This window comes from Fusibacter fontis, assembly GCF_055378735.1.
In genome coordinates, this window is record NZ_AP042445.1 from 1,487,453 (window position 1) to 1,513,170 (window position 25,718).

General features: G+C 38.3%; 23 protein-coding genes and 1 pseudogene. 2 read left to right on the forward strand and 22 right to left on the reverse strand.

Going from position 1 to position 25,718, the window contains the following annotated elements; genetic code table 11:
* Positions 1-76 precede the first annotated feature (76 nt).
* Positions 77-1,672, forward strand: a complete 1,596-nt coding sequence (locus tag ACZ41W_RS06710) for a peptide chain release factor 3 (RefSeq protein WP_464314100.1) — start codon at positions 77-79, stop codon at positions 1,670-1,672.
* Between the two features lie 124 nt (positions 1,673-1,796).
* On the opposite strand, the gene ACZ41W_RS06715 is transcribed toward ACZ41W_RS06710, so the two are convergent.
* From ACZ41W_RS06715 to ACZ41W_RS06725, 3 genes are read right to left on the reverse strand one after another with little or no spacing between them, the layout of a single operon-like run.
* Complete coding sequence (locus ACZ41W_RS06715; protein ID WP_464314101.1) at positions 1,797-2,684, reverse strand: cell division protein FtsX; 888 nt, start codon at positions 2,682-2,684, stop codon at positions 1,797-1,799.
* Positions 2,677-3,354, reverse strand: a complete 678-nt coding sequence (locus tag ACZ41W_RS06720; protein WP_464314102.1) for a cell division ATP-binding protein FtsE — start codon at positions 3,352-3,354, stop codon at positions 2,677-2,679. The genes ACZ41W_RS06715 and ACZ41W_RS06720 overlap by 8 nt, the downstream gene beginning before the upstream one ends.
* 10 nt (positions 3,355-3,364) lie before the next feature.
* On the reverse strand, positions 3,365-4,477 hold the full coding sequence (locus ACZ41W_RS06725) for a coiled-coil domain-containing protein (protein WP_464314103.1): 1,113 nt from the start codon (positions 4,475-4,477) through the stop codon (positions 3,365-3,367).
* A 137-nt stretch (positions 4,478-4,614) separates the two neighbouring features.
* Between ACZ41W_RS06725 and ACZ41W_RS06730 the strand changes: the two genes are divergently transcribed.
* Positions 4,615-5,931 carry a GerMN domain-containing protein gene (locus tag ACZ41W_RS06730; RefSeq protein WP_464314104.1) on the forward strand — a complete coding sequence of 439 codons (1,317 nt, stop codon included), beginning with the start codon at positions 4,615-4,617 and terminating at the stop codon, positions 5,929-5,931.
* Positions 5,932-6,065: 134 nt separating this feature from the next.
* Here the strand turns inward: ACZ41W_RS06730 and ACZ41W_RS06735 are convergent, their stop codons facing one another.
* From ACZ41W_RS06735 to ACZ41W_RS06825, 19 genes and pseudogenes are all read right to left on the reverse strand, one after another.
* Positions 6,066-6,746 carry a Crp/Fnr family transcriptional regulator gene (locus ACZ41W_RS06735; protein ID WP_464314105.1) on the reverse strand — a complete coding sequence of 227 codons (681 nt, stop codon included), beginning with the start codon at positions 6,744-6,746 and terminating at the stop codon, positions 6,066-6,068.
* A 255-nt stretch (positions 6,747-7,001) separates the two neighbouring features.
* Positions 7,002-8,036 (reverse strand): aldo/keto reductase, encoded by a 1,035-nt coding sequence (locus tag ACZ41W_RS06740; protein ID WP_464314106.1) that lies wholly within the window; start codon positions 8,034-8,036, stop codon positions 7,002-7,004.
* 25 nt (positions 8,037-8,061) lie between these two features.
* The gene (pyk, locus tag ACZ41W_RS06745; protein ID WP_464314107.1) at positions 8,062-9,822 is read right to left on the reverse strand and encodes a pyruvate kinase; all 1,761 of its coding nucleotides are present in this window, start codon (positions 9,820-9,822) and stop codon (positions 8,062-8,064) included.
* Between the two features lie 45 nt (positions 9,823-9,867).
* The gene (pfkA, locus tag ACZ41W_RS06750) at positions 9,868-10,827 is read right to left on the reverse strand and encodes a 6-phosphofructokinase (RefSeq protein ID WP_464314280.1); all 960 of its coding nucleotides are present in this window, start codon (positions 10,825-10,827) and stop codon (positions 9,868-9,870) included.
* Between the two features lie 12 nt (positions 10,828-10,839).
* Positions 10,840-14,334, reverse strand: coding sequence for a DNA polymerase III subunit alpha (locus tag ACZ41W_RS06755; protein ID WP_464314108.1), 3,495 nt, complete (start codon positions 14,332-14,334; stop codon positions 10,840-10,842).
* Between the two features lie 33 nt (positions 14,335-14,367).
* On the reverse strand, positions 14,368-15,591 hold the full coding sequence (locus tag ACZ41W_RS06760) for an ABC transporter substrate-binding protein (protein WP_464314109.1): 1,224 nt from the start codon (positions 15,589-15,591) through the stop codon (positions 14,368-14,370).
* Complete coding sequence (gene whiA, locus ACZ41W_RS06765) at positions 15,588-16,541, reverse strand: DNA-binding protein WhiA (protein WP_464314110.1); 954 nt, start codon at positions 16,539-16,541, stop codon at positions 15,588-15,590. The genes ACZ41W_RS06760 and whiA overlap by 4 nt, the downstream gene beginning before the upstream one ends.
* Positions 16,542-16,651: 110 nt before the next feature.
* Positions 16,652-16,963: pseudogene (locus tag ACZ41W_RS06770) on the reverse strand (NUDIX hydrolase); the annotation flags it as partial.
* Positions 16,964-17,175: 212 nt separating this feature from the next.
* Entirely contained in the window at positions 17,176-18,156 is a 981-nt protein-coding gene (locus tag ACZ41W_RS06775) for a gluconeogenesis factor YvcK family protein (RefSeq protein WP_464314111.1), read from the reverse strand.
* A 2-nt stretch (positions 18,157-18,158) separates the two neighbouring features.
* Entirely contained in the window at positions 18,159-19,019 is an 861-nt protein-coding gene (rapZ, locus tag ACZ41W_RS06780; RefSeq protein WP_464314112.1) for an RNase adapter RapZ, read from the reverse strand.
* An 87-nt stretch (positions 19,020-19,106) separates the two neighbouring features.
* A complete protein-coding gene (locus ACZ41W_RS06785) occupies positions 19,107-19,829 on the reverse strand; it encodes a PHP domain-containing protein (protein WP_464314113.1) in 723 nt (240 codons plus the stop codon).
* A 95-nt stretch (positions 19,830-19,924) separates the two neighbouring features.
* Positions 19,925-20,827, reverse strand: a complete 903-nt coding sequence (gene murB / locus ACZ41W_RS06790; RefSeq protein WP_464314114.1) for a UDP-N-acetylmuramate dehydrogenase — start codon at positions 20,825-20,827, stop codon at positions 19,925-19,927.
* Positions 20,828-20,904: 77 nt separating this feature from the next.
* Positions 20,905-21,288: an aspartate 1-decarboxylase gene (gene panD, locus ACZ41W_RS06795; RefSeq protein ID WP_464314115.1), complete on the reverse strand. Its 384-nt coding sequence runs from the start codon at positions 21,286-21,288 to the stop codon at positions 20,905-20,907.
* Positions 21,289-21,297: 9 nt separating this feature from the next.
* Positions 21,298-22,149 carry a pantoate--beta-alanine ligase gene (gene panC / locus ACZ41W_RS06800; protein WP_464314116.1) on the reverse strand — a complete coding sequence of 284 codons (852 nt, stop codon included), beginning with the start codon at positions 22,147-22,149 and terminating at the stop codon, positions 21,298-21,300.
* A gap of 12 nt (positions 22,150-22,161) precedes the next feature.
* The gene (panB, locus tag ACZ41W_RS06805; RefSeq protein ID WP_464314117.1) at positions 22,162-22,992 is read right to left on the reverse strand and encodes a 3-methyl-2-oxobutanoate hydroxymethyltransferase; all 831 of its coding nucleotides are present in this window, start codon (positions 22,990-22,992) and stop codon (positions 22,162-22,164) included.
* Positions 22,989-23,822, reverse strand: coding sequence for a Rossmann-like and DUF2520 domain-containing protein (locus ACZ41W_RS06810; protein WP_464314118.1), 834 nt, complete (start codon positions 23,820-23,822; stop codon positions 22,989-22,991). The genes panB and ACZ41W_RS06810 overlap by 4 nt, the downstream gene beginning before the upstream one ends.
* A gap of 331 nt (positions 23,823-24,153) precedes the next feature.
* Entirely contained in the window at positions 24,154-24,309 is a 156-nt protein-coding gene (locus tag ACZ41W_RS06815; RefSeq protein ID WP_464314119.1) for a hypothetical protein, read from the reverse strand.
* 113 nt (positions 24,310-24,422) lie between these two features.
* Positions 24,423-25,079 (reverse strand): protein kinase domain-containing protein, encoded by a 657-nt coding sequence (locus ACZ41W_RS06820; protein WP_464314120.1) that lies wholly within the window; start codon positions 25,077-25,079, stop codon positions 24,423-24,425.
* A 15-nt stretch (positions 25,080-25,094) separates the two neighbouring features.
* The gene (locus tag ACZ41W_RS06825) at positions 25,095-25,700 is read right to left on the reverse strand and encodes a hypothetical protein (protein WP_464314121.1); all 606 of its coding nucleotides are present in this window, start codon (positions 25,698-25,700) and stop codon (positions 25,095-25,097) included.
* Positions 25,701-25,718: the final 18 nt, after the last annotated feature.

Consider the following 25,718-nt stretch of genomic DNA (forward strand, 5'->3'; position numbering starts at 1 on the left):
CTGTAAACGCCTCACGACAGATTCGTCTAGGCGTTCTTATAAAATTAAACTAGTGAGATAAAGGAATAGGATTGAGATGAATCAAGAGATGATTGATGAAACCAAAAAGCGACGCACGTTCGCTATTATTTCTCACCCGGATGCTGGTAAAACCACATTGACTGAGAAATTATTGTTATACGGAGGTGCCATCCGGGAAGCTGGTACAGTAAAATCCAGAAAATCACAAAAACATGCGGTATCTGACTGGATGGAAATTGAAAAACAAAGAGGAATTTCTGTAACGTCTAGTGTGCTTCAGTTTAACTATGGCGATCACTGTATTAATATACTGGATACGCCCGGTCACCAGGACTTCAGTGAGGACACGTACCGAACACTGATGGCAGCTGATAGCGCAGTCATGGTTGTCGACTCGTCAAAAGGTGTTGAAAGTCAAACAAAAAAACTCTTTAAAGTATGTAAAATGAGAGGCATTCCCATTTTCACATTTATCAATAAAATGGATCGCCAAGGTAAAGACCCATTTGAGCTTTTAGAAGATATTGAAAACAGTTTGGGCATTCGCTCGTATCCCATGAACTGGCCGGTTGGTTCTGATAAGAGTTTTAAAGGGGTTTACAATCGAACAAAAGAGCAAATTGAGCTCTTCAACGACAGTAATCATGGCCAAAACATCGCAAAAGCAGAAACCGGGAATTTGTCAGAAGCAAAATTTTCAGAGCTTCTTGGACCTCAACTTCACGAGAAATTATTAGATGACTTAGAACTTCTAGATCACGCAGGCGATGAATTTGATTTAGACAAGATTTTACATGGAGAGTTAACGCCTGTATTTTTCGGTAGTGCATTAACAAATTTTGGTGTTGAACCCTTTTTAAAATCATTTTTGGAATTAACACCTCCACCATCGCCACGCGAAAGCGATCAGGGCCTTGTGGATCCAGAGTCAGAAAACTTTACGGGCTTTATCTTTAAAATTCAAGCCAACATGAATCCAACACATCGCGATCGCATCGCCTTTTTAAGAATTTGCTCGGGTAAATTCACCAAGGGAATGCAGGTTAATCACGTCCAAGAGAACAAAAAAGTCAGGCTGGCACAGCCGCAACAATTTATGGCACAAGATCGAGTGATTGTTGAAACGGCATATCCTGGAGACATCATCGGGTTACATGATCCCGGTATCTTTAGAATTGGCGATACGCTTTGCGAAGACGGTTCTGGGATAAAATATGCGGGTATTCCCGTGTTTGCACCAGAGCATTTTGCAAAAGTCTATACGAAAAATTCCCTCAAACGTAAACAGTTCATTAAGGGGATCGAACAATTATCTGAAGAAGGCAGTATTCAAGTTTTTAGACGTCCGAACATCGGCGTCGAAGAACTCATTATCGGAGTGGTCGGTGTCCTTCAGTTTGAAGTTTTAGAATATCGCTTAAAAAATGAATATGGCGTGGATATCATCATCGAATCATTGCCGTATCGTTATGTCAGATGGATTAAGTCGGATGCGTTTGATCGTAAAGACATTTCCATGACAATGGATACCTTACTCGTTCAAGACGAATATGAAACGCCAGTTTTAATTTTCCAAAACGAGTGGTCTATCCGTCAATTTGAAGAACGCAATAAAAAATTGACGCTTCAAGAAATATCGCTTAGAAATTAGACTGAGGCAATTTATCAAGATACTCGCATGATGCAATTTTTTATGTAATAGAATCATTTTATTCTCTAAATTTAAAAGCTGAATGTTGTAAACTTTGTCGTTTCAACATTCAGCTTTAATTTTTCTATTTATTTTTAATGAGTTTTAGTCCAAATAAACTCGACAATAAACCAAGAATTGCTGATGCCCCTACAAGTCCGATACACACGAGTTCGATCACTTGATGTGTGTTCATCGCTGGGAAAAACGGCAACATCCCTGCAGTCATCTTGCTAAATTGTGCCGCAAAGAGTGCAAATACTCCAGCTGAGATCATCCCAGCAAGCGTCGTTACTAAAATTCCTTCTAGCACAAACGGCGTGTGAATAAAACGATCTGGTGCACCAAGAAGCTGTAACGTATTGATTTGATTTCGGTGTGCGTGTACACCTTCTCGAATAATGTGAGAGGTAATCAAAAACGTTGCAAATCCAACTGCTACAATCATAATTAAGCCGATGATCCCTATGATCTGTGTGATGTGATCGATTTTTTCAAGTACCGAACGATTGTCCCTTACATATTCAATCGAAGCGACTTGCGATAATTTTCCCATGACAGGCTCTAATTGATTGAGTTCAATCGAGACTTCAAAATAAGCTTCAAACGGATTTTCATCAAATTGCTTCAGGATCTTAGCTTCTTGTCCCAGAATATCCGACATCGTTTGATAGGCTTCCTCAGCGCTAATCCACGCGATGGATTTGACGCCTTCTATTTCTTGTATGTCTTCTTTTAAAGTCTCTAACGAATAACTATTTAAATTTTGTGGATAGTAGACGCTAATCTCAGCTTGATTCATCAACGCATCTGAAAATGAATGACTCATCCACCAACCGGATACAGTCAAAGCCGTAATAAAGAAAATAAGAACTAAACTAATTAACGACAAAAAACTGGAGAGACCATTGAGTTTGAGAATGGTGATGATTTCACTAAAATAGTAATGGATATTTCGAAGTCCTTTAAACATGTCGCTCGCACCTTTCTAGAGTAAATTCTCCATTCTTCATACGTAAGATTGAAGTCGCATTGATTTTGTCCACAAGATGTGTTGCATGCGTCGTAATTAAGACACTGGTTTCAGGTGTTTTAAATGATTCAAGTAAATTTAATACATTCATTGCATTGGCTTCATCTAGATTTCCCGTAGGTTCATCAGCGACGATAAGTCGAGGTTTTCTCGCAACCGCTCTTGCAATCGCAACACGTTGACATTCCCCCCAAGAAAGGCGATCCACTGTATGGTAAATTTTATGGCCAAGTCCAACACGCTCGATTGCTTCAATAGAAATTTTCTTCATTTCAGACTGAGAATAAGATAAAAACCGAAGTCCCAATAAGACATTATCCAGTACTGTTCGACCTTCTAACAATCGAAATTCTTGAAAAATCGGCCCTATTTGAGTCCGCATTTTTCGTATATTGTTTTCTTGATTGGCTTGAATGGATTGTCCAATGACTTCAAAGGTCCCACTCGTAGGATATTCAATGCCCAAGATGAGTTTTAACAAACTCGTTTTTCCAGACCCACTTGGACCTACGATAAAAATCATTTCACCCGATTGAATGTCCAGATCAAATGTTTTTAACGCTTCTGTTCCGTCTTTATATACCAACTGACATGCATGTGCTTTTATCATGTGATTCACCTCAAAATAGACTAATTGACACAGAAAGCTCAATTCTGTCGTCAAACATCGTGATAGTTTTGATCTTATTTTTACCGATTAAGGATTTCAGTTTAAAGACAATCTGACCTTCGCTAAAAAGGTCTTTGATGGCACTTTCGCTCATGGGTAAACCGTAGAAGGTTCCACCCGAAACTGTAAACTGAATCGTTTGTGGATCGAGTAGTTCAAACTTACCCGACAAAACAACTTCATAGCTTGGAAACAATAAATGAACACCACTTTTTTTAAAATCAAACGTCAACTCAGGAAGGTCCTCACGTTTCGACATCACCGCATTGAACTTCTTTTCTCGAATTATCCCCTTTGAACCTGTGAGAGAAATGGTGAGTTCAGCAGTGTCTGCTGGCACATCGCCCGTCTCAATGATTTTTGTGAAAGTATCAATTGTCGTTCTAAATAATGGTTTCAAAGAATTCCACTGAGTTTCAATGGATTTAAGATAACTTTCGTAATGTGCTTTTTCAGTCGCAAGACTATTTAGATAAGCCTCGAGCTTTTCTTTGGCTTGAGTCTTCTCTTGAATCGTATCCAACAATTCTTTTTCACTTGTCGTTTTCTTATCTAAAAGTGTATTGAGCTGATCCTTTTTTACGACCAACTGATCATATGCTTTCTCTGTCTCTTGCATCAATTGATCGACGTTTTTTGACAGATCTCTCAATAGATTGATTCGACTAATGAGATCTTTCAAATTTTTTGCATTGAGTATAATTTCCACACTAGATGCAATTCCAGAGCGTTGCTCAATTTTGAGAACGGCTTTCAAATTTTCTTGAAGGTCATTATAAGCAAGCTGTGCTGCTTCAATCTCTCCTTCACTTTCAGAAATATCTTTTTTAATTTGGATGATTTCGCCTTTTAGTTTTTCCGCTTCTGTATTTAAAAGTTCAATATCCGATGACAACACAAATAATTCTTGAATGACCTTCTTTTCATTTTCACTAATGGATGTCAATACGTTTTCAGCGTTTTCATCTGTTGGGATGCAATAAGAAAATGGCGATATACTTTGAAGAATCAACATCGGAATCAGCAGTGTTCCAACAATAAATGCGTATACTTTTCTTTTCATATCTAAACTCCTTTTTAACTTACCTGTTTATTGTATCAAAAACTTCTTACAATAACGAGAAGAATGAACTATTTATTGGCTTTAATTATAAAATATCATATAATAATATAGTAAATGATTCAAAAGGAGGTGTGGACGTGCACAGAACGTTACCCAATATACTTTTTATCGTCATTATTTTCGTCTTAGCGACAGCCCTACCTTTGACAACTGATATTCTCAATTTGAATTTATCGCAAAAAATAGTCGATAAGCCCGTTGAAGAAATTAAGATAGACCCTGAATTGACCATTGTTTTGCCAGAAACTTCGGACTCAATGGATCAATCCAAAATGGTTTTTGAAGTCGAAAGCACCACTTCTGTTTTTCCAGATACCTTTTTAGACTCGATTAAAATAGAAGTGATTAAAAACAATACCGTTGTCGCGACAAAATTGTGTACCGAAGTTAAATATGAAATCGTGGATGGGGATGCACAAACAAAATCCATTGAAATTGATAAGTTGAGTCTTTTAGAAGGACTCAATCCTGGCTACTATACTTTTGCACTTAAATCTGAAGATGAAGTGCTGGATTATTGGTGGCATGCCAGCAACCTGTCGTATGATAAGGTTTTGTTAAAAACAGCCAAACAAGTACCGACGAATAAATTGGCATTAACACTTTATTTTCCAAATCATAACTACCAAGAAGTTATTCCAGTTACACGCTTTGTAGATCTTTCAAAAAATCGTTTTAGAACATTGTACACAGCTTTATATAATGGCCCTAAAAAAGGGTTGGGACTTTACGAGACCGCACCTTATATTCCAAGTTCTCCAAATATTAAAATCAGCAAAAATCAAGCGAACATTTATATGTATTCAAAAAATTTAACGGGATTCGAAGATAAGTTCCCGCTTTCTGCAAAAGCGATTACCAAAACTTATATGGCATTTGATGTCCTTGAAGGGGTTCACTTTATCGTGGACAACAAACAAACCGGAAGTGTTATGGGCGTTGATTTAAGTAAAACATATACCGATAGTGCAATTAATTCTGGATTCATTGGATATAGCCATGAAACCACTCATTTGTTTTTATTGCCGATCGCCTTAAAAAGCAGCTCATTTGAAGACCGCGTTAATGAAGCGTGGAATTTACTGAAATTGAACTCTGAAACGGAATTGTTCAATCAAGACATGATTCCGACAGTCCCTGCGGAAGTGACGTTAGACGGACATCAGTTAGAAGGAACACATCTGACAATCACATTATCCAGTCAAGCACTCACCGTACTGAAAGCGTATCCTGAATATGAAAAACTCATGATATCGAGTCTGCTCTATACGTTTACGAGCTTACCAGAAGTAGAAACATTGACGATCCTCGTCAATGGTACGCCGTGGAAATCTGCTGATTTTGATTTTACAACGCCATTGTCACCAGATCGATACTATAATTTAGAACCATAGACTCATATCATATCTGTTTTAAGCAAAACAAACGCCTAGCACGCATCCTGTGCTAGGCGTTTTTAGGCTCGATAGAAATGGATTTGACGATGCTTATTTGATGCTTATACAATGCTCACATGATGCTTTTATGATTAACTATAGATATTACCCGCAATCTGCTCTAATTTTACGAGATTGCAGATTTTTATGGTCTTATGTTCTTTCGTAATAATGCCCGCTTTCTCAAGTTGCTGGAACGCCCTGTGAAGCTGTCGATAGGTAGTACCAATATACTCTGAAACATCTTGTAAAGACTCTTTTAAAACAACTTCATTTTGTTCGTTCACATGCGCCCTCAAATAACTTGCCAATCGATTTTTTACGGGGTAAAGCAAATTGGATGAGTGATGACGGTCTGCTACGAGCAATTTTTTTGCCAATGATCGAGAGATTTGTCTGAGAAATGGCGCATAGTCCATAACCTGATTTTTTAACGTCTCCATGGGAATGCGAATGAGTTCAGAACTATTCACTGCATTGACTGAACAAGTGGCCTCGATTCCGTTTAAAAGTTCAATTTCCCCTAAGGTATCAAACTCACTATAAAATTGAATAAGAAATGCCTTTCCATTTTCATGAATTTGAAAAATTTTCAATTTCCCAGAGACAAAAAAATAGAAGTATGGCATTTGAGTGTTTGCAATTAAAACAGGTTCATCTCGATTGTACATGCAAAGCTCGCATGCATCTAAAGTAGCTTTGGGCAATATTTCATCTAAATGATTTTCGTTGATATAGCGTTTTAAACGCTTTGGCGCATTGAGAATTTGCATTTTATAACCTTTCACTAAACAAATTGAGTTCTTTTCTGTTATTTCTAGCTAAATTATAGCAAAAACATGACATATGTCATATCATTTTTGTGATATATTACATATAATACAATTAAGCAACAATATATGCTCCACCACTCTTCACAAATAAGCACAATTTCTCATGACGGTTTTCGTCAGGCAAAATTTAATCAAAGTGCTTAAAAGGCAGATTGCACTCACCGCAACCTGCCCTTCTTCTTTTTTTGACCTCTTTTATTCCTTCAACGTCGCTTCATAAGAACTAAACTGTGTCACAACATTTCTGAGCATTTTTCGAATCGGCAAATTATAAGGACACTTCGTTTCACAAATACCACAAGAAACGCACGCATCTGCTTTAACAGCCAAACCATTGTATCGAATCATCGCCCAATCTGCTAAATTGTAACGTGTCAAATAGCCTTCAATTAAAAACTGAGAAGGAATATCAATTCCTTGCGGACAAGGTAGACAATAACCGCATCTTCTGCAAAATGCCTCGCCTAATTCATCTACAATCTCCTTCAGTTCCTTCATTTCCTCTTCAGAAAATGATCCATCTGACTCAAGAACTTGACGATTTTTTGCAACCTGATCAATTGCATCCATGCCTGGAATTGCCACAGAAACATGTTGATTTTGAAGAATATATTTTAAACTCAACGCACCATTTCGGATGGCACCACCTGCGATCGGTTTCATGACAATGACCCCGATGCCTCGTTGATGTGCCATCTCAAATAGTGGTTCTCCTTGCTTCTCTACAAGATTGTATGGAAACTGTAAAGTCTCAAATGGCATTTCATAAATGACTTGTTTTAAGAAATCTGCACTATGCGCTGTAATTCCAATATGTCCTATTTTTCCTTCTGCTTTCGCTTCAAGTAGCGCTTTATACGCACCATTTTCAGACATAATTTGTTGATACTGTTCTAAATCTTTTACTAGATGACACTGATATATATCAATGTATTGCGTCTGTAATTCCGTAAGACTCAGTTCAATATCGCGCTTCATCGACTCATAATCTCTCGACATGGACTTCGTTGCCAAAATAAATTTCTCGCGTTTACCGCCTGCTAGAGCATGTCCTAACATGTGTTCACTCGTCGTATAGGCACGTGCTGTGTCAATAAAATTGACCCCTTCACGAATCATTTCATCCACGAGCTCTGTCACCAATTCTTGATTTAATCGCTGAATTGGAATACCACCAAAACCTATTGGTACAACTTTTAGTCCCGTCTTACCAAGTTCTCTGAATACCATATGACCTCCTTATTATGCTTAAAAACTAGAGTACTCTACCTTTTCCAGCATAAACGATTCCTTTTCCTGAATCAAGGGTAATATCGGTTCCATCTTTTAACAAGTTTGTCGCATTATTTGCGCCAACAACACATGGTTTTTTAAGATTCAATGCAACAATTGCGCCATGTGATGTATAACCACCTTCTTCGACGATTAAACCAGATGCTTTTTCGATAAATGGCATCAAATCTTTATCTGTTGAAGTTGCAACTAAAATGTCGCCTTCTTTAAATTTGCCTTCTAATTCTTCTGGTGTGCTACCCACGCAAGCTTTTCCTCTTAAAAAGTCTTTTACTAAGCCAGTTCCTTTAATAAGAACTTCACCTACTAATTGAATTTTCATGATGTTTGTTGCGCCAGATACGCCTACGGGAACACCTGCAGTAATAACAACTAAGTCACCATCTTTGATGTAGCCTTTTGCTCTAGCTGAATCAAGAGACATTTCGAAGATTGTATCTGTTAAAGTTGCTTCTCCGATAACGATTGGGAATACGCCCCATACAAGTGCCAATCTTCTACAAGAAGCTTCGTTAATCGTACATGCGATCACTGGTGCTTTAGGACGAAGTTTAGAAACGCGTTTAGCTGTAAAGCCTGAAGAAGTCGCTGTGATAATTGCAGTTGCTTCAAGTTCTAAAGCTGAATTAGCAGTTGCATGGCTTACTGCAGAAGTAACGCCTTTCTCATTTGAAAGTTGTACTCTTTTTTCTAATAATTCTTTGTAGTTTAATGCTTGTTCTGCAGCTAAAGCGATTTTCGCCATTGTTCTTACAGATTCAAGTGGGTATTTACCAGCAGCAGTTTCTCCAGAAAGCATCACCGCATCTGTACCATCGTAGATTGCATTTGCAACGTCAGTCGCTTCTGCTCGAGTAGGTCTAGGATTTCTCATCATAGAATCTAACATTTGAGTTGCAGTAATAACTGGTTTGCCTTCTCTATTACACATTTCAATCATTTTCTTTTGAACGATTGGCACTAATTCAGTTGGAATTTCAACTCCTAAGTCACCACGAGCAACCATCAATCCATCAGAAACTTCAAGAATTTCTTCTAAATTGTCAACGCCTTCTTGGTTTTCAATTTTAGAAATAATGTGGATTTCGTGAGAATTATTTTCTTCTAATACTTTTCTGATTTCAAGAACGTCGCTTGCTTTTCTAATAAATGATGCTGCGATGAAATCAATGCCATTTTCAATACCAAATTTGATATCATCAATGTCTTTTTGTGTAATTGCAGGTAAATTAATTTTTACGCCTGGAACGTTGATGCCTTTGTTATTTTTAACATCACCAGCGTTCAAAACTTTTGTTTTGATTTCTGTTGCAGTCGTACTAAGAACTTCAAGCTCAATTAAACCGTCATCAATAAGAATTTTATCGCCTTTTACAACATCATTTGGTAATCCTACATATGAAATTTGACACTTATTTTGATCCCCTAAATACTCTTCAACTGTCAATGTAAACTCTTGACCTTCGATTAAAGTGTATACAGGCTCTTTAAATTTACCCGTTCTAATTTCAGGACCTTTTGTATCAAGTAAAATCGCAACAGGCATTTGAAGTTCATTTCTCACTTCTTTAATCATGTTAATTCTACCTAAATGCTCTTCGTGGCTTCCGTGTGAGAAATTCAATCTCGCAACATTTAAACCGCTTTTTACTAACTCTTTGAATACTTCTTTTGGTTCGCTTGCAGGACCTACCGTACAAACGATTTTTGTTTTTCTTAACATACGTATTGCCTCCTAATTATCATTCCAATTCAATCCATTTATTTATTAAATTGCCAGTACTCTGGCCAATTCGTAAATACTCTTGTCATAATCTTTCTTCATTGCTAAAACTTCAGACAGTGGCATATCAATCATTTGATTGCCTCTAATTCCAACTGCACAACCGGATTTTCCCTCTTTTAAAAGTTCAACGGCATATGCACCCATACGCGATGCGAGAATTCGGTCATTTGGTGTAGGTGTTCCGCCGCGTTGTAAATATCCAATAACGCTGACTTTCACATCTGAGCTGGTTTTTTGTTTGATCTGTTCAGCGATTTCATAAGGTTTGCCCACGCCTTCTGCAAGCAAAATGATGCTGTGAAGTTTTCCGCGCTTTTTCCCTTTTAAAATCGTCTGGCAGAGTTCATCAATATCCGTATCAAGCTCTGGAATAATCACGGCTTCTGCACCGCCAGCGAGACCGCCATATAATGCGATATCACCACAATCTCTTCCCATAACTTCGATGATGTTCACCGTTCCATGTGATGAAGACGTGTCGCGAATGTTGCCAATGGCATTTACAACTGTGCTTAATGCCGTATCAAATCCTATTGTATAGTCCGTATATGCTAAGTCATTATCAATTGTACCTGGAATACCTATTGTCGGGAATCCTGCGTCATTTAAGCGTTTTGCGCCATTAAACGACCCATCTCCACCGATGACAACTAAGCTGTCGATTTTAAACATTTTTAACATCGCAAGACCTTTAGCAAATCCTTCGTCTGTTTTAAACTCTAGGCATCTTGCCGTTCTAAGCATCGTGCCGCCACGATGGATGATATCACCAACAGATGTCACTTTAAGCGTCTCAATATCGCCTTCCAATAAACCTTGGTATCCTCTGTAAATTCCAGCGACTTCAAAGCCATTGTAAATAGCTGTACGAACAACTGCTCTAATGGCTGCATTCATACCAGGTGCATCGCCACCGCTTGTTAATATCCCAATTTTTTTCACCATCAATCACTCCTATTTCAACTTAACATTCTCTGTACCCACTATTTGTTCCAACTTACGTATTAACTCGGGTGTCACACTGATCTGACAGTTTGCTTTTAATTTTTTTTCTGAGGATTGTATAAAAAAGATGACATCAGATGGATTCCCTTTATTTTGATAACTCTGTTCATGCATTTTGAGTACTTTTAAAATAGTTTCCATTTGACTTTTGTCTTCTGTTTCAAGACGAATAAATAATTTTGATACGCCGCTTTTGTTAGGTGAAGTCGGCATTTGAGGATCTGACAACGCCTTGATATTATCTGCAATCAATTTGGGTGCTTCGTCTTCTTTTAATTGAATTCTTCCGGAAATCACCACTGCTTGTTCAATTTGAAGCATGTTTTGAAATTTATCAAATACCTTTGGAAAAACAATCACTTCTAATTGATCATATAAATCTTCAATTGTCAAAAAGACCATCTTGCTATTGGACTTTGTAATTTTATCTACTTTTGCAACAATGAGTCCACCTAATACCATACTCATATTATCTTTTACAGTTACACTCTCTTCGGTGGCACTTTCCTTTAGTTCTGCAAGATTCATTGTGACAATGGATTCAAGTCTTTCTTTATACGGATCAAGCGGATGTCCCGTCAAATATATACCCAACATTTCCTTTTCAAACTGCAATAATGTTTGCGCTCTGAGTTCTGGAATCGCCGGCATTTTATGGCCCATCTCTTCAGATGTAATCGTCGTATTTTCCATGTTAAAAATAGAAAATTGTCCCGTTACGGTCTTTCTCTTCACCGTATGAATCCCGTCGATTGTTCTCTCATAAATTGCAAGTAATTGTGAACGATAATGTCCCAAATCGTCAAAAGCGCCTGCTTTGATGAGGCTTTCTATGGCTTTTTTATTGAGCTCATCTGCCTCTACCGATTCGCAAAAATCAAAGAATCCTTTAAATCCCTTGTCTTTTCTTGCCTTGACAATCGCTTCGATAACGCCTTTTCCAACATTCTTAACTGCGCCTAATCCATAACGAATGGCACCACTTTCTACTGAAAATCCTAATTTGCTCGAAATCACGCTTGGCGGAAGTATTTTGATCCCGTGATCTTTGCAATCTTGAATATAAAGCGCTAACTTCGATTGACTGCCCATCACACTCGTCATAAGCGCCGCCATAAATTCAACGGGATAATGACATTTCAAATAAGCTGTCTGATAGGCAATAATCGCATATCCAGCTGCATGAGATTTGTTAAATGCATATTTGGCAAAATCGATCATTTCATCGAAAATTTGATTCGCAACTGCTGCAGGAACGCCATTTCGAACACAACCTGGGAGTTCGATATTCCCCTGAGAATCATACTTACCTTCGATAAAATAAATGCGTTCTTTTTGCATCACATCCATTTTTTTCTTGCTCATTGCACGTCTGACGATATCACTTCTACCATAACTGTATCCAGCGAGTTCCCTTACGATGCGCATGACTTGTTCTTGATAAACCATGCAGCCATACGTCACTTCCAAAATAGGTTTCAGTTTCTCATCTTTATAAACCACTTGTGAAGGGTCATACTTATTTCGAATATACATCGGAATCGATTCCATCGGACCTGGTCGATATAACGATATTCCAGCGATGATATCTTCAAATCCCGTCGGCTTTAGGTCACGCATAAACCGCCTAAATCCTGTGGATTCAAGTTGAAATAACCCTAAAGTATCTCCTCGACTAATCATCTCGTACACTTTGGGATCATTTTGTGGGATATTTTTCAAATCAATTCGTATATTTTGTCCCTCTTCAATTAATTGTACTGCATTTTTGAGAACTGTCAATGTCCTTAGACCCAAAAAATCCATTTTTAACAAACCAAGTTCTTCAAGAAGCAGCATATTAAATTGAGTGGAAATATTTCCATCCTGTACATATAAAGGCACGTAGGAGTCTACAGGGTTTTTCGCAATTACGACACCGGCAGCATGAGTTGACGCATGTCGAGGTACACCTTCAAGTTTTTTTGCAGACTCGATTAACGCACGGGCTTCAGCAGAATTTTCCATCATCTCGGTAAGCTTCGGATTCATTCGAAGCGCTTTATCTAGTGTCATGCCGAGTTCTGTCGGAATCTCTTTTGCAATCTTGTCAACTTCTTGATAGGGCATATCCATCACTCGACCGACATCGCGAATCGCAGCACGTGCTGCCATCGTTCCAAAGGTTATAATCTGAGCGACTTTATCTTTTCCATATTTCTGAACGACATAGTCGATGACTTCAGATCGCCGTTCATCTTCAAAATCAATATCAATATCGGGCATCGTTACACGCTCTGGATTGAGAAATCGTTCAAATATCAAATCATATCGGATTGGATCGACATCTGTAATATCCAGTGCATAGGCTACAATACTACCACCACAACTGCCCCTACCAGGACCTACTTCGATTTGCTTGCTCTTTGCGTATCGTATAAAATCCCAAACAATCAAGAAATAATCGTCATATCCCATCTGATGAATCACTTCGAGTTCATATTGCAACCTGGACTGATGTAAGCTCGGATCTTCGTATTTCGCTTTCATGCCCGCTTCACATAGTGCCTGAAGGGTTTGATAGCTGTCTTGATGACCTAAGTCATACTCGGGTAAATGGGTCTTAGAAAAGTCAAAGTCAAAATGGCATTTATCTGCAATCTTGACGGTATTTTCCAGCGCATCTGGTCGTGATTTAAATAGTTCATACATTTCATCTGGGCTTTTTAAATAGAACTCTTTTGTTGGAAACTTCATGCGTTCTCGATCCGACAGCACTTTTCCCGTCTGGATACACAATAAAATGTCATGTGCATAAGCATCGTCTTTGTTTACATAATGCACATCATTAGTTGCGACAAGAGGAATATCTAATTGTTTTGACAAGTCGACTAGACGTCTATTGACGATTTTTTGTTCTTGTAAATGATGGTCTTGTAATTCTAGATAAAAATCATCATTGAATGTTTCTTTTAACTGCAACGCTAATTGTGTTGCACTTTCAATATCACCATCTAGTAACGCTCTTTGAATATCACCACCAAGGCATGCACTTAAACAGATGAGGCCTTCAGAATGGGCCTTTAAAAGCGCATAATCAATTCGCGGTTTATAGTAAAAACCTTCAACAAATCCGGCGGATACCAACTTAATCAGATTCTGATAACCCGTTTCATTTTTTACAAGCAGCACCAAATGACCGGATTGTTTATCTTGTATGCCCTCACGATCAAAACGTGAATGTGGTGCTACATAGACTTCACAACCGATAATTGGTTGAACGCCTGCTTTTTTCGCAGCTTTATAAAAATCAACCACACCAAACATGACGCCGTGGTCTGTAATAGCCACGGCATCCATTCCTTGCTTCTTCACTTTTTCAAAAAGTTGGTCAATTTTTGTAAATCCATCGAGCAGACTATATTCCGTATGTAAATGTAAGTGCACAAATTTACCCGGTTCCATCATCTCTCCTTGATCATTGTCCCTAAAACAACATTAATTTCCATTGAGTACTTGCTTGATCCATTCGTCTAAAATAATCGCGCGCATCTCCGGCGTAAACTCCGTCATTGCGGCTTCCATAAATTCTTTATAGTTAACCGTTGAGGATTTAAGTTTAACGCTCTTAAACGGCAGCACGGAAGCATCCGGTGCCACTTCTGTATCAAAAACCGTCAAACTACCCCATTCCTTTGGATTGTATTTGCTCGCTTGCATCTCAGGCGATAAAAGCGCTTGAATCACTACCATAGCACCTGCTTTGTTAGGCGCATTATACGCGATACTCGCAACTTCTGTAAAAGTCGCCACACCCGTTGGTAAAACGAAGGTCGATGCACCTTCAGGATATTCATATTCCTTTAACTTTGAGGTGGCATAATTGTAATCCATTGACATGGACATCATCAGCGCGCCATTGATAAATAAATCATCTAAAGCTTGTGTTGACGCTGGATAACTCTTTCCTTGATCTTTTAAGAACGGTTTTATCTCCTTAAGCGCTTGCATGCCGGATTGAATCGCTGCACGAAATTTTACTTGATCAAACTCACCCGCGACATAAGGCTCAAAATCAAAATTTTGCCCAATCACCGTCAATATAAATGCCATGCCTTCATATGACGACCTTGGATCAGGATATGTGAATTGGCCTTTATACTCTTTAACAATATCCCAAAACATGGTTAAATCTTCTGGTCTTTCATAAAATACGTCTTGATTGTAGATAAAGCTCAATTGTCGTCTTCCATAAGGTACCATCGAATGATTCGCATCAATGCCTTCATGCATTGTAAATTCAAAAGACTGTACGTCTGAGTTCGTTTTAAGCTCCACCATTTTATCACTGAAAGGTCCATAGAGCAGGCCTTTTTCATACGCTTCTTTGAATCCAGTTCGCTCAAATAATATGACGTCATGTTTCCCGATTTCCACCTCATTTAATTGATCCAAACTGAGTTCTTCCATCGTCTTGGACAACTTTTGATCGATAATTTTCACTTGTATTTTATATGTTTGTAACACATATGGCACAAAAACATCTTCGAGCCAAGTAATCGTCAAGGGGTTGGAATGTTGAACCACTAAGTTGACTGAAGTTTCTTCAGCACTGTCCACAATCATCTCCCAATTCTTTACTTCTGGATTCGTGTTTAGATTCAAACTACAGGCTGTTGTCAAAAATGCCATCATGAGAATTAAAATCAAAAGTTTTTTCATACGGAATCCTTTCTCGCTCGAACGTGTTCTGCGATTTCCATGATTTTTTTTAGTCGATGATTCACTCCAGATTTTCCAATAGGTGGGTTGAGCATATCGCCTAACTCCTTTAAAGTCGCTTCTGGGTTTTCTAATCGTACTTCAGCAATTTCTTTTAGTTTGTCATCTAAATAATCTATTCCAACGAGTTCTTTAATCGTTTCAACAGCGTGGATATGCTCAAAAGCCGCATCCGCAGTCTTCATCATATTCGCAGTTTCACAATTTACCACACGGTTGACATCATTTCTCATTTGTTTAATAATTCGTATATTTTCATATTCAAGAAGTGTTTGATGTGCCCCAATAATATTTAAAAAGTCTACGATCTTTTCACTTTCCTTGATATATAAAATATAGTTTTTCTTGCGCGTTGTGATTTTAGCACCTAAATCATAAAGGTCATTGACAAAATCCACCAATTGGTTGGCATAGTATTCATTGTGCAGAATCAATTCGAGATGATAGCTCTTTTCTGGCGCGCTTAACGATCCACCACCTAGATAAAGGCCTCTTAAATAAGCCTTTTTACAACAATTTTTCTTGAGAATTTCCTCTGGTAAATCGTCGTTTAAGTAATAGGCATCTTCGTCTTGCTTAAGAATCCCTAAATCCGTTAATATGTCATTTGCACCTTCTATGAACATTTCATAAGTATGGTGCTTATTGAGAATTTTACTCTCTTTCATGATGAGTTCCGTATGCAAATTGTATATTTTCTTCAGTAGAAAAAATACCAATCTTGCAACAGCTGGATTTTCAGTTGTAATTCTTAAATTCATCGAATTTCTTCCGCCAAACTCAAGTGCGCCACTCACTCGAATCATTCCCGATAATTCAGCACGGTTACAGCATTTTCCTTCAGTTTTTATACGTGCAAGTTCGTTTTTCGATTTTGCTGAAAAAGACATTATTCACCTTCAAATGTATTTAATATCGCAAGCGCTCTTGTTAAGATTTCACGCTCGTCGTCAAATTTTGCTAAATTTAATACGCTATCTTTATGAATGAATTTCGCACTGACAAATCCTTCATTTCTTTGTGGATGCGGATTGGTGTTGATCGCTTTCATCAAAAACCAATAAACGCGTTTTTCAACGACGTGATTATTGGACCAAAGATTTTTAAATTTATAAGCAGTTTCACCTATTGGCGCTACAGCGATGGATTTAATGCCAGCCTCTTCTCTGACTTCTCGCACAGCAGTCTGTTCATGTGTTTCACAGGCTTCAATCCGACCTTTAGGCAGAACCCAATCACCATTGAGCTTTTGTAGCATTAATATGCTATTTTTCATGTAGACAACGCCACCAGAACTGTAAATCATTTTCATGCGATTCACCTTTTTGACCAAAATTCATATATAGTAGTATACCATAAATCCTCTAAAAATGGCATCTTAACATCGATATTGTGCCATATTTCACACGTCTTAAAAAAAAACCAGTTCCTCAAAATGTGATGCTTTTCATCTGCAAAACAACGCGTTTTGTCATATGAATTCTCCCTTTGCATCACAACATCATGGTCTGGTTTGATTCTTCATTACTTTTCAGGATGGTATACTTTTTCAACACGTTTGATGAGCTCTTTGCTAATCAGTGGCGCATTGTGACGAATATAACCTTTTTTTTCGTCCACAAAATCCCCTTCGATGATTTGTATATTCATTGCCTTGAGTTGCTTGCGATCCTGATCCGTTAAAATGACTGGTTTTGAAGACTCTAGTGAGTATCTTTGAATCACTGAGCGTTCAATTTTCCCAGTATTTGCAACAAGATAGTCCAGTTTTTTCAGCGGTGTGTGTTTCAAAAGCGCTTCTAAATGATCTCCCGCTGAAAAACCATCGGTCTCGCCAGGTTGAGTCATAATATTGGCCACATAGAAAACACTTGCATGACTCTGGTTGATGGCTTGCGTTATATCTTCTACTAATAAATTGGGAATAATACTCGTGTAAAGGCTTCCCGGGCCCAAAACAATCACATCCGCATTGCGAATGCGTTCTATCACAAGCGGGTGTGTTTTCGCATCTTTTGGTTCAATCCATATCTCGTGAATGGCAGACTTTCGCTTAAGCGCTTCATGTGGTATATTGGACTCTCCAACAACTGTTTTGCCATCATTTAATTTTGCATAGAGCACCAAATCTTCTTCAGAGACGGGAAACACTTCACCTGTTATTGCAAATATATCTGATATTTTTTTAATGGCTTCTTCAAAACTTTCTGAGATCCCCACCATTGCTGCAATCATGAGATTCCCAAAATTTTGTCCCTTTAGACGCCCCTCTTCAAATCGATAATGGAATAAGTCCTGTAATATAGGTTCTTTATTTGCAAGTGCTAAAATACAGTTTCTCACATCTCCAGGAGGTAGCATTCCCAAGTCTTCACGCAAAACGCCTGACCCACCGCCATCATCTGCTACCGTAACAACTGCTGTAATATTGGGAGACACTTCTTTTAATCCCCTCAGCAAAATCGACAACCCTGTACCGCCACCAAGTGCAACAATTTCTGCCATAATCAACCTTCCTTAACTGCATCTCTGTGAACAGCGCGAACCGAATAGCCTTTAACCGCATAATGCTGAGCGAGTGCATTGGCAAATGTTACAGAGCGGTGCTGTCCACCTGTACACCCTATAGAAACAATGAGTTGTGGACGTCCATCTTGTGCCATTGCCTGTAATACATGGTCTAGAAAATGCGTCAAGTGATCAAAATAAGCTCGACTTTCATCAAAAGACATCACATAATCACTTACCTCGCGTTGATTTCCAGTCAGTGGGCGAAGTGATTCTACATAATAGGGATTCGGTAAAAAACGCGCATCAAAAATAAAATCTGAGTCCATAGGAATACCGCGTTTATATCCGAAAGATAGAAATGTAATCGTCATAGGATTCTGCGTTTCTGATAAATCTAAGGCTGTTGTGATTTTATTTTTCAACTCTGTTTGTGTGGTTGTGTTGGTATTAATGACGAAGTCAGCTTGATTTTTCAAAATGGATAATATGTCTTTTTCAGCGCGAATGGCATCTTCAATCCTACCACTTGGATCAAGAGGATGCGTTCTTCTCGTCTCCTTGAATCGTTTTAAAATGACGTCATCATCTGCTTCAAAATAGAAGACGCGATAAGGATATCCTTTGCTTTGGAGCATTTGTAAATGATATTCCAAATCTTTAAAGAACTTTCCACCACGAATATCGATTACCAAAGCAACATTCGTGATATTTTCTGAGTTTTGTTCTAATAACTCTAAAAAATTTGGGATTAAAGAAGGCGGCAAATTATCAATACAATAATACCCTAAATCTTCAAAGACTTTTTTTGCTTGACTTTTACCTGCGCCAGATTGTCCAGAAATAATGATAAAATTCACTTTAACCTCCCACCTCATGTTCATTTATCTATCAATTTATTTATCAATTTATTTATTCATGTATTTATTCTTTTATAGCTTGATTGTTTACTTTACATTGTTAATTCGAGATTTGTCGATGCCCGCAATAAATGCACGATCAAGCGCTTGATCGACTTGTCCGATTTTTTTAAGAACATGTGCATCGCTACATACCGCAAACTGTACGGGATATTTCATGGCAACTTTGAGCTCTTCTACTGTCAAGTGACCATGCGAGTTATTGATTTCAAGAATCGTTCCTCTATCTGCCGCCGCTTTCGCAACTGCATCAATGTCAATTGGTCCCTTTGCGCCGGGATGCGTAATCATGTTAATCGAATGGTTATTAATGGCATTGACCATCGCTTCAGTATTCATTTTACGTGCCTTCGCTTTCAATGGTGGGAATATTTTACACAGAAAATTTAAGGCATGAATGCCAATATCTTTTGGTAAGTTACTTCCAAAATGGTATCCTGCATTCACCCAATCGAGTTGTTTTCTCATGTCATCATCCACATCAATTTCGCCATTTGTTCCGATGATGTTAGCTTCTATTCCGAGTAATATATTGATTTGAGGATATTTCTCTTTTAAGCGGTCAATTTCCTTTCGTAAGTTCGGAAATTCTGATTTCTTAATACCATATCCATTGTGAGATGGACCATGATCCGTTATGGCAATTTCTTTTAATCCTACTTGAATCGCTTGTTTAACGACGTCTTCGACCTCATTACTACAATCGCCACTATATTTTGTATGCATGTGATAATCCGATATGACAATCATTGCGAACCTCCTGTATCCCTTGTATTTATTATAACATCTATATACCCTATAAATACAAAAAAGCTCTCATGTAAACACACGCGAGCTGATTTTTTTTATTCTTTTCCAAAAATACGAACTTCTCTTTCTAATTCAACGCCAAACTGATCGAACACGACCTTTTGCACCGTCAGGATTAAGTTCATCACATCACTGAAAGTCGCATTTCCCGTATTGACAACGAAGCCACAATGTTTTTCAGACACTTGTGCGCCACCGTGTTGCAGCCCTCTTAAGCCTGCATCTTCAATCAATTGACCTGCAAAATATCCAGGAGGACGCTTAAACGTACTACCAGCACTTGGCAATTCAAGTGGTTGTTTACTCACTCTTTTTTGAGTTAAATCATTGGTAATCGAACGAATTTCTTCTGGATCTCCTTTTTCAAAGTGAAGTCCTACTCTCACCACGATCCAACCTTTTTCTCTTACAATACTGGTTCTATAGCCAAACTCAATATGTTCATTTTCAAAGCGTAATAATTCACCCTCTGTTGTGATGACTTCAATCCATTTTACAACATCTTTCATTTCGCCACCATAAGCGCCTGCATTCATAAAAACTGCTCCGCCTAAAGTTCCTGGAATTCCAGATGCAAACTCAAAACCGATTAAAGATTCTTTCATGACCAATCGTGCGAGTTTTGATAACAGGACGCCTGATTCTGCAACCACGTCCCCATTTTCAATGGTTACTGTGCTCATTGAATCGGTAATTTTTATAATGACTGCATCAATTCCAGTATCTTCCACTAAAATATTGGAGCCATTTCCCATAATCAAGCAAGGATATTGAGCAGCACGACATACTGCTAAAGTGTCCTGAATTTGATGGATTGAATTGGGTAAGACGATGTATGAAGCATTGCCGCCAATTTTAAAAGAGGTATGATTCATCATCGGTTCATTTATCAGAACTTGATGATCTGAATAAATGGTTTTCAATTGATCTATTAACATGTGTATTCTCCATTAACTCTAAAACCTTGTATTTTGCCCATAAAATAATATCATAAAACGGCAGAGAATACAAATAACTATTTAATCACACCTGGTTTTTCAACAAAATTCATCTCGACGATTTGATTTTGCTCATTCACCAAGATTACGTTCGGTTTAAACGTTCTGGCTTCATTGGCATCCAACATACAGTACGCAATGATGATGACTGTATCGCCAGGCTGCACTTTTCTTGCAGCAGCGCCATTTAAGCAAATCACGCCACTGCCTCTTTCGCCAGCAATGGTGTATGTTTCTAATCGCTCGCCATTATTGTTATCGACAATTTGAACTTTCTCTCCTGGTAGAATTCCCGCTGCATCTAATAAATCTTCATCAATGGTGATACTGCCAACGTAATTTAAATTTGCTTCAGTGACTGTCGCTCGATGAATTTTACTCTTAAACATGGTTAAAAACATGATTGCCTCCTATATAAATCTTCTAAAATTATCAATTAAACGTGTTTTTCCAATCTTGACTGCCACGGCGAATAACACATCGCCTTTCACTTCGGTTAAGTCTTCAAGCGTTGTTGCGCTTACGATGCTAATATAATCCACGATTGCTGAAGAAACGGACTCAATCCTATCCCTCATTTCGTCCTTTAACCGACTGGCATTTCTCTCACCATTCTCAAGCCTTGATTGTGCGTGTTTTAATGCTTGACTCAGAACCAATGCATCTTTTCTTTCTTCAGCAGAAAGATAGGCGTTTCTTGAACTCATCGCTAGACCATCGGATTCTCTAACAATCGGACACGAGATGATCTGAACAGGCATATTCAGATCGCGAACCATTTTTTCGATGACAGCCACTTGCTGAGCATCTTTTTGACCGAAAAATGCCAAGTGCGGCTGAACGATGTTAAACAATTTATTCACAACGGATGTCACCCCTTTAAAATGCGAAGGGCGAGATGCACCACAAAGTTTCTTTGTGATATCGCCTTCACATTCTACATAAGTTGAGTAACCGGACGGGTACATTTCTTCAACTTCAGGAGCAAAAACCAAATCCACTCCAACAGAACGACACAGTTCAACATCTCGCTCTAAATCTCTCGGATACGAAGCCAAATCTTCATTGGGACCAAATTGTGTTGGATTCACAAATATACTGACAATGACGTAATCCGACTTTTCTTTTGCAGCTTTCATCAGCGATAGATGTCCTTCATGCAAGAAACCCATCGTTGGTACGAATCCAATTATTTTATTTTGAGGAATTGATTGACGCACAGCTTCAACTGTTTTGACGATTTTAAGGGATTGATTTTCCATAATTCACCTCATCTAGTATAATTTTTGAATGACTGATTCATCTATTTTAAATGTATGTTGCTCTTCAGGAAATGCACCGGTTTTTACTTCTTGGCAATACTGTTGAACAGCAGTTTCAATCACATGTTTCAAATCTGCATATTTCTTCACAAACTTTGGTGTGAATTCAGTGTACATGCCCAGCATATCCTGAATCACCAACACTTGCCCATCACAACCAGCACCAGCGCCAATTCCAATCGTTGGAATGCTTAACTGTTCTGAAACAAGACGTGCCAATTTTTCTGGCACACATTCTAGTACAATTGCAAAACATCCTAAGGACTCTAATAGTTTTGCTTCTTCAATCAACTGTTTCGCCTGTTCTTCCGTTTTTCCTTGGACTTTAAACCCACCCAAAATATTAACAGATTGAGGCGTTAACCCCAAATGTCCCATAACGGGGATTTGAGCAGCAAGTATGGCTTCAATTCTTGAACGAATGAGTTTTCCACCTTCGAGTTTAACTGCATGTGCGCCTGCTTCTTTCACAAACCGGCCTGCATTTAAAACGGCTTCTGCATCGCTCACATGATAGGATAAAAAAGGCATATCTGCTATGACAAGTGATTGTTTCGCGCCTCGTTTTACGGCTTTTGTATGGTGAATCATATCTTCCATGGTAACAGATAATGTATCTTCATATCCAAGCATGGTCATGCCAAGTGAATCTCCTACGAGTAAACAGTCCACACCCGCTTCGTCAAGCAATCGCGCCATGGAATAGTCATAAGCTGTCAGTACAGTAATTTTTTCTCCACTTTGTTTTTTTTCAATGAGTGATGCACTGGTTATTTTACTCATGAAAGGCCTCCTTCAAATAATGCAATTAATTGCTGCTTTAAATTGGGTTCATGTTGAGTCATGGACACTGCGTATTTTCCTAATTCTCTATAAATCATCTCCGCTTGGGGATCCAAAACTTTCAAATGGTGTTGAATCGTCTCGGTGTCACCTCGGACAATCGGTCCTGTAAGGGCATTTAGATGCCCTTTCATTTCAATATTTGTGAGTGTATCTCTAATTAATGGCATCAGTGCTTGTTGTGCCTGTTCATCCGATATCCCGATCTGCTTTAGGTGTTCAATTGCTAAATGAATGAGTACAACAAGATAATTTGATGCAAGAACTGCACTTAAATGGTACAAAGATTTTTGCTCACTAGTGAGTGAAATGGTCTGGATTCCCAGCGTTTGAATCCACCTGTGAACAGGTTCACTTTTTGTCTCTAGTCCATAATAAATTTCCGTCATTTCATCCACTGATTGAACCACATCGGTAAACGCCTTCAGTGGATGGAGCGCAAAAATATGTTCTGAAAGTTGCGCCATCGAGCGAATATCTTTCGCCCCACTCATGTGAAAGAACCATTTTGATGGATTCAGTTCTTTCAATTTGGCAATTTGTTCGACGACCGAATCTATTTGGTCGTCGTTCACGGTGATTCCGATGATGTCAGATTCTAGAACAAGCGCTTCAATTGATGCATAAGGTTTTGAATGTGTCAACTGAGCTGCATTTACAGCGGATTGCCAAGTCGCGCTATAATAGCCCGATAACGAACATTTTCGGTTATGTAAAAACAGTCCAAATGATTGACCCACTTTTCCAGCGCCAATAAATCCAATTTTCATCCAATCCACCTACTTCAAAAAAATAATAAAGCTCTTTCTGCGCAAGACAAAAAGAGCTTAATAAAGGCAACATTTTTTCAGTCTCGGGCAAGTCTGCTCAGAGCCGTATTCGGTTTATTTTCAATTGTTGTTTTTTCATCCACATAACTGTGTGTATTCTAGAATGCGAAATAGTTCTGTCATGTATAGTCCTAACGGTACTATCAATGGTATTATACCACATTCTCAACTAACAAATTAAAAATAAATGTGACTTTTCTGTAAATGTTCCTTTTTCTTCAGTTTAGTGGTGTTTTAAATGATGATGTTTATACGACTGCTTCATTTTTTCTCAAGATTCTTTCGAACTGGTTTCATACATCATAGCATATTCATGATCGACTTCAGATTCACACACTGTACACAGTCCATGTCGATTAACTTTTTTCTCATCCCCACATCTTTTACATGTTTTTAAATGATCATCATAATGAGACATTCTATCCATATTTTCCTCCATTTGTATAAATGTATACAATTATCCAAGAGTTATTATACCGAATGTTTTTTTCAAATGCAAGAAAAAATTAAACACCTTGCAATTGTCTCACATCATCTCTCTTACTCAATACTTCTTCGATTGCATTTTTGAATCTGTGTCAGATCTCGAATCTGACACTCCAAATGAAGATCATTGACAAACGCTTGATGTGACAACAGCGTTTCAAATACTTTTCCAACGCTATAATAATCCGAAGATTCGTCAAACTCCCATGGTTTGAATACCGCTTCAGGCGATGCATATTGCAATGTGCCAACGAGAGTGTTTTCATCCAACACTTTGACTTTCTCAATTGCAGTTGCAAAATCCACTAAAGTTACATTTAGATAGGCATCAATCATCATATTTTCAGGTTTAATATCCCGATGTAAGATTCCCCGATCGTGAACATATTTAACACACGCAATCGCATTATGAAAGATTCTCGCTAAATTTGTTAAAATCATGTCTTTCATAGAGGCATCCTCCATCGCCTTAGACAATGAAACACCTTCAATATAGCGTGTATAGACTTTAAATGCCGTTCCTTTAAGTTCATATTCCACAAGTTGAGAAGCGGTGCTTCCGCCTAATTGTTTCAGTATATTGACTTCTTGAATTCCCTGCTGAACATTCCGTGTCCGTTCGCAAATCCGTTCCCCAGTTTTGGGATTGATCCATATGATCATTTCATTTATTTCGTCTCTTCGTTCAATTTCAAATGCTTCTAGTCTCATTTTATCACTCGCTCTCTATTGATCTTGAGTGCCATTGAACGAACTCGGTCCATGGCAGTTTTTACATGGAGTATAGCCTTTTTCTATGGCTTCTTCTAAAGAAATTCCAAATTTACTTTTTCTAAGATGGATACATCCCTCTAAGTGATACTTCTTCCCAACTTTTGTGACAAACACAGTTTCCTCTTTGAAATCGATCCCATCACTCATGGCGGCTGCATTCATTGGTAAAATCAATTCATTTTTCGGATGAAGGCTCAACAGTTGATACTCGTACGAAATGACGAATTCCATCGTTCGATAGTCTGTAAATTCAACGTGCGTCGACGGCAAGATCTCAACCAATGACTTGAGTTCTTTTTGAGTATGTGTTTTGATCACACTATTGGCAATAGTCGATAGCGTAAGCAAATTCACTTCGGTTTGAATCAATCGTTCATGCCCTGTAAAGGGCATTGCGTACACACTAACTTCATCTATGGTTTGTAAGGCATTCCATTGTATTTTTTCTTCTAAATAAACGGAAAGAATCATACCAAATAGCGTCATTGAGAGAATCATAAAAATACTGATGACGAGGATTGCTTCGATCGTCAAGCTCCCCTTCTGGGTTGTTTTCATAGTTTATCCCCTATACTT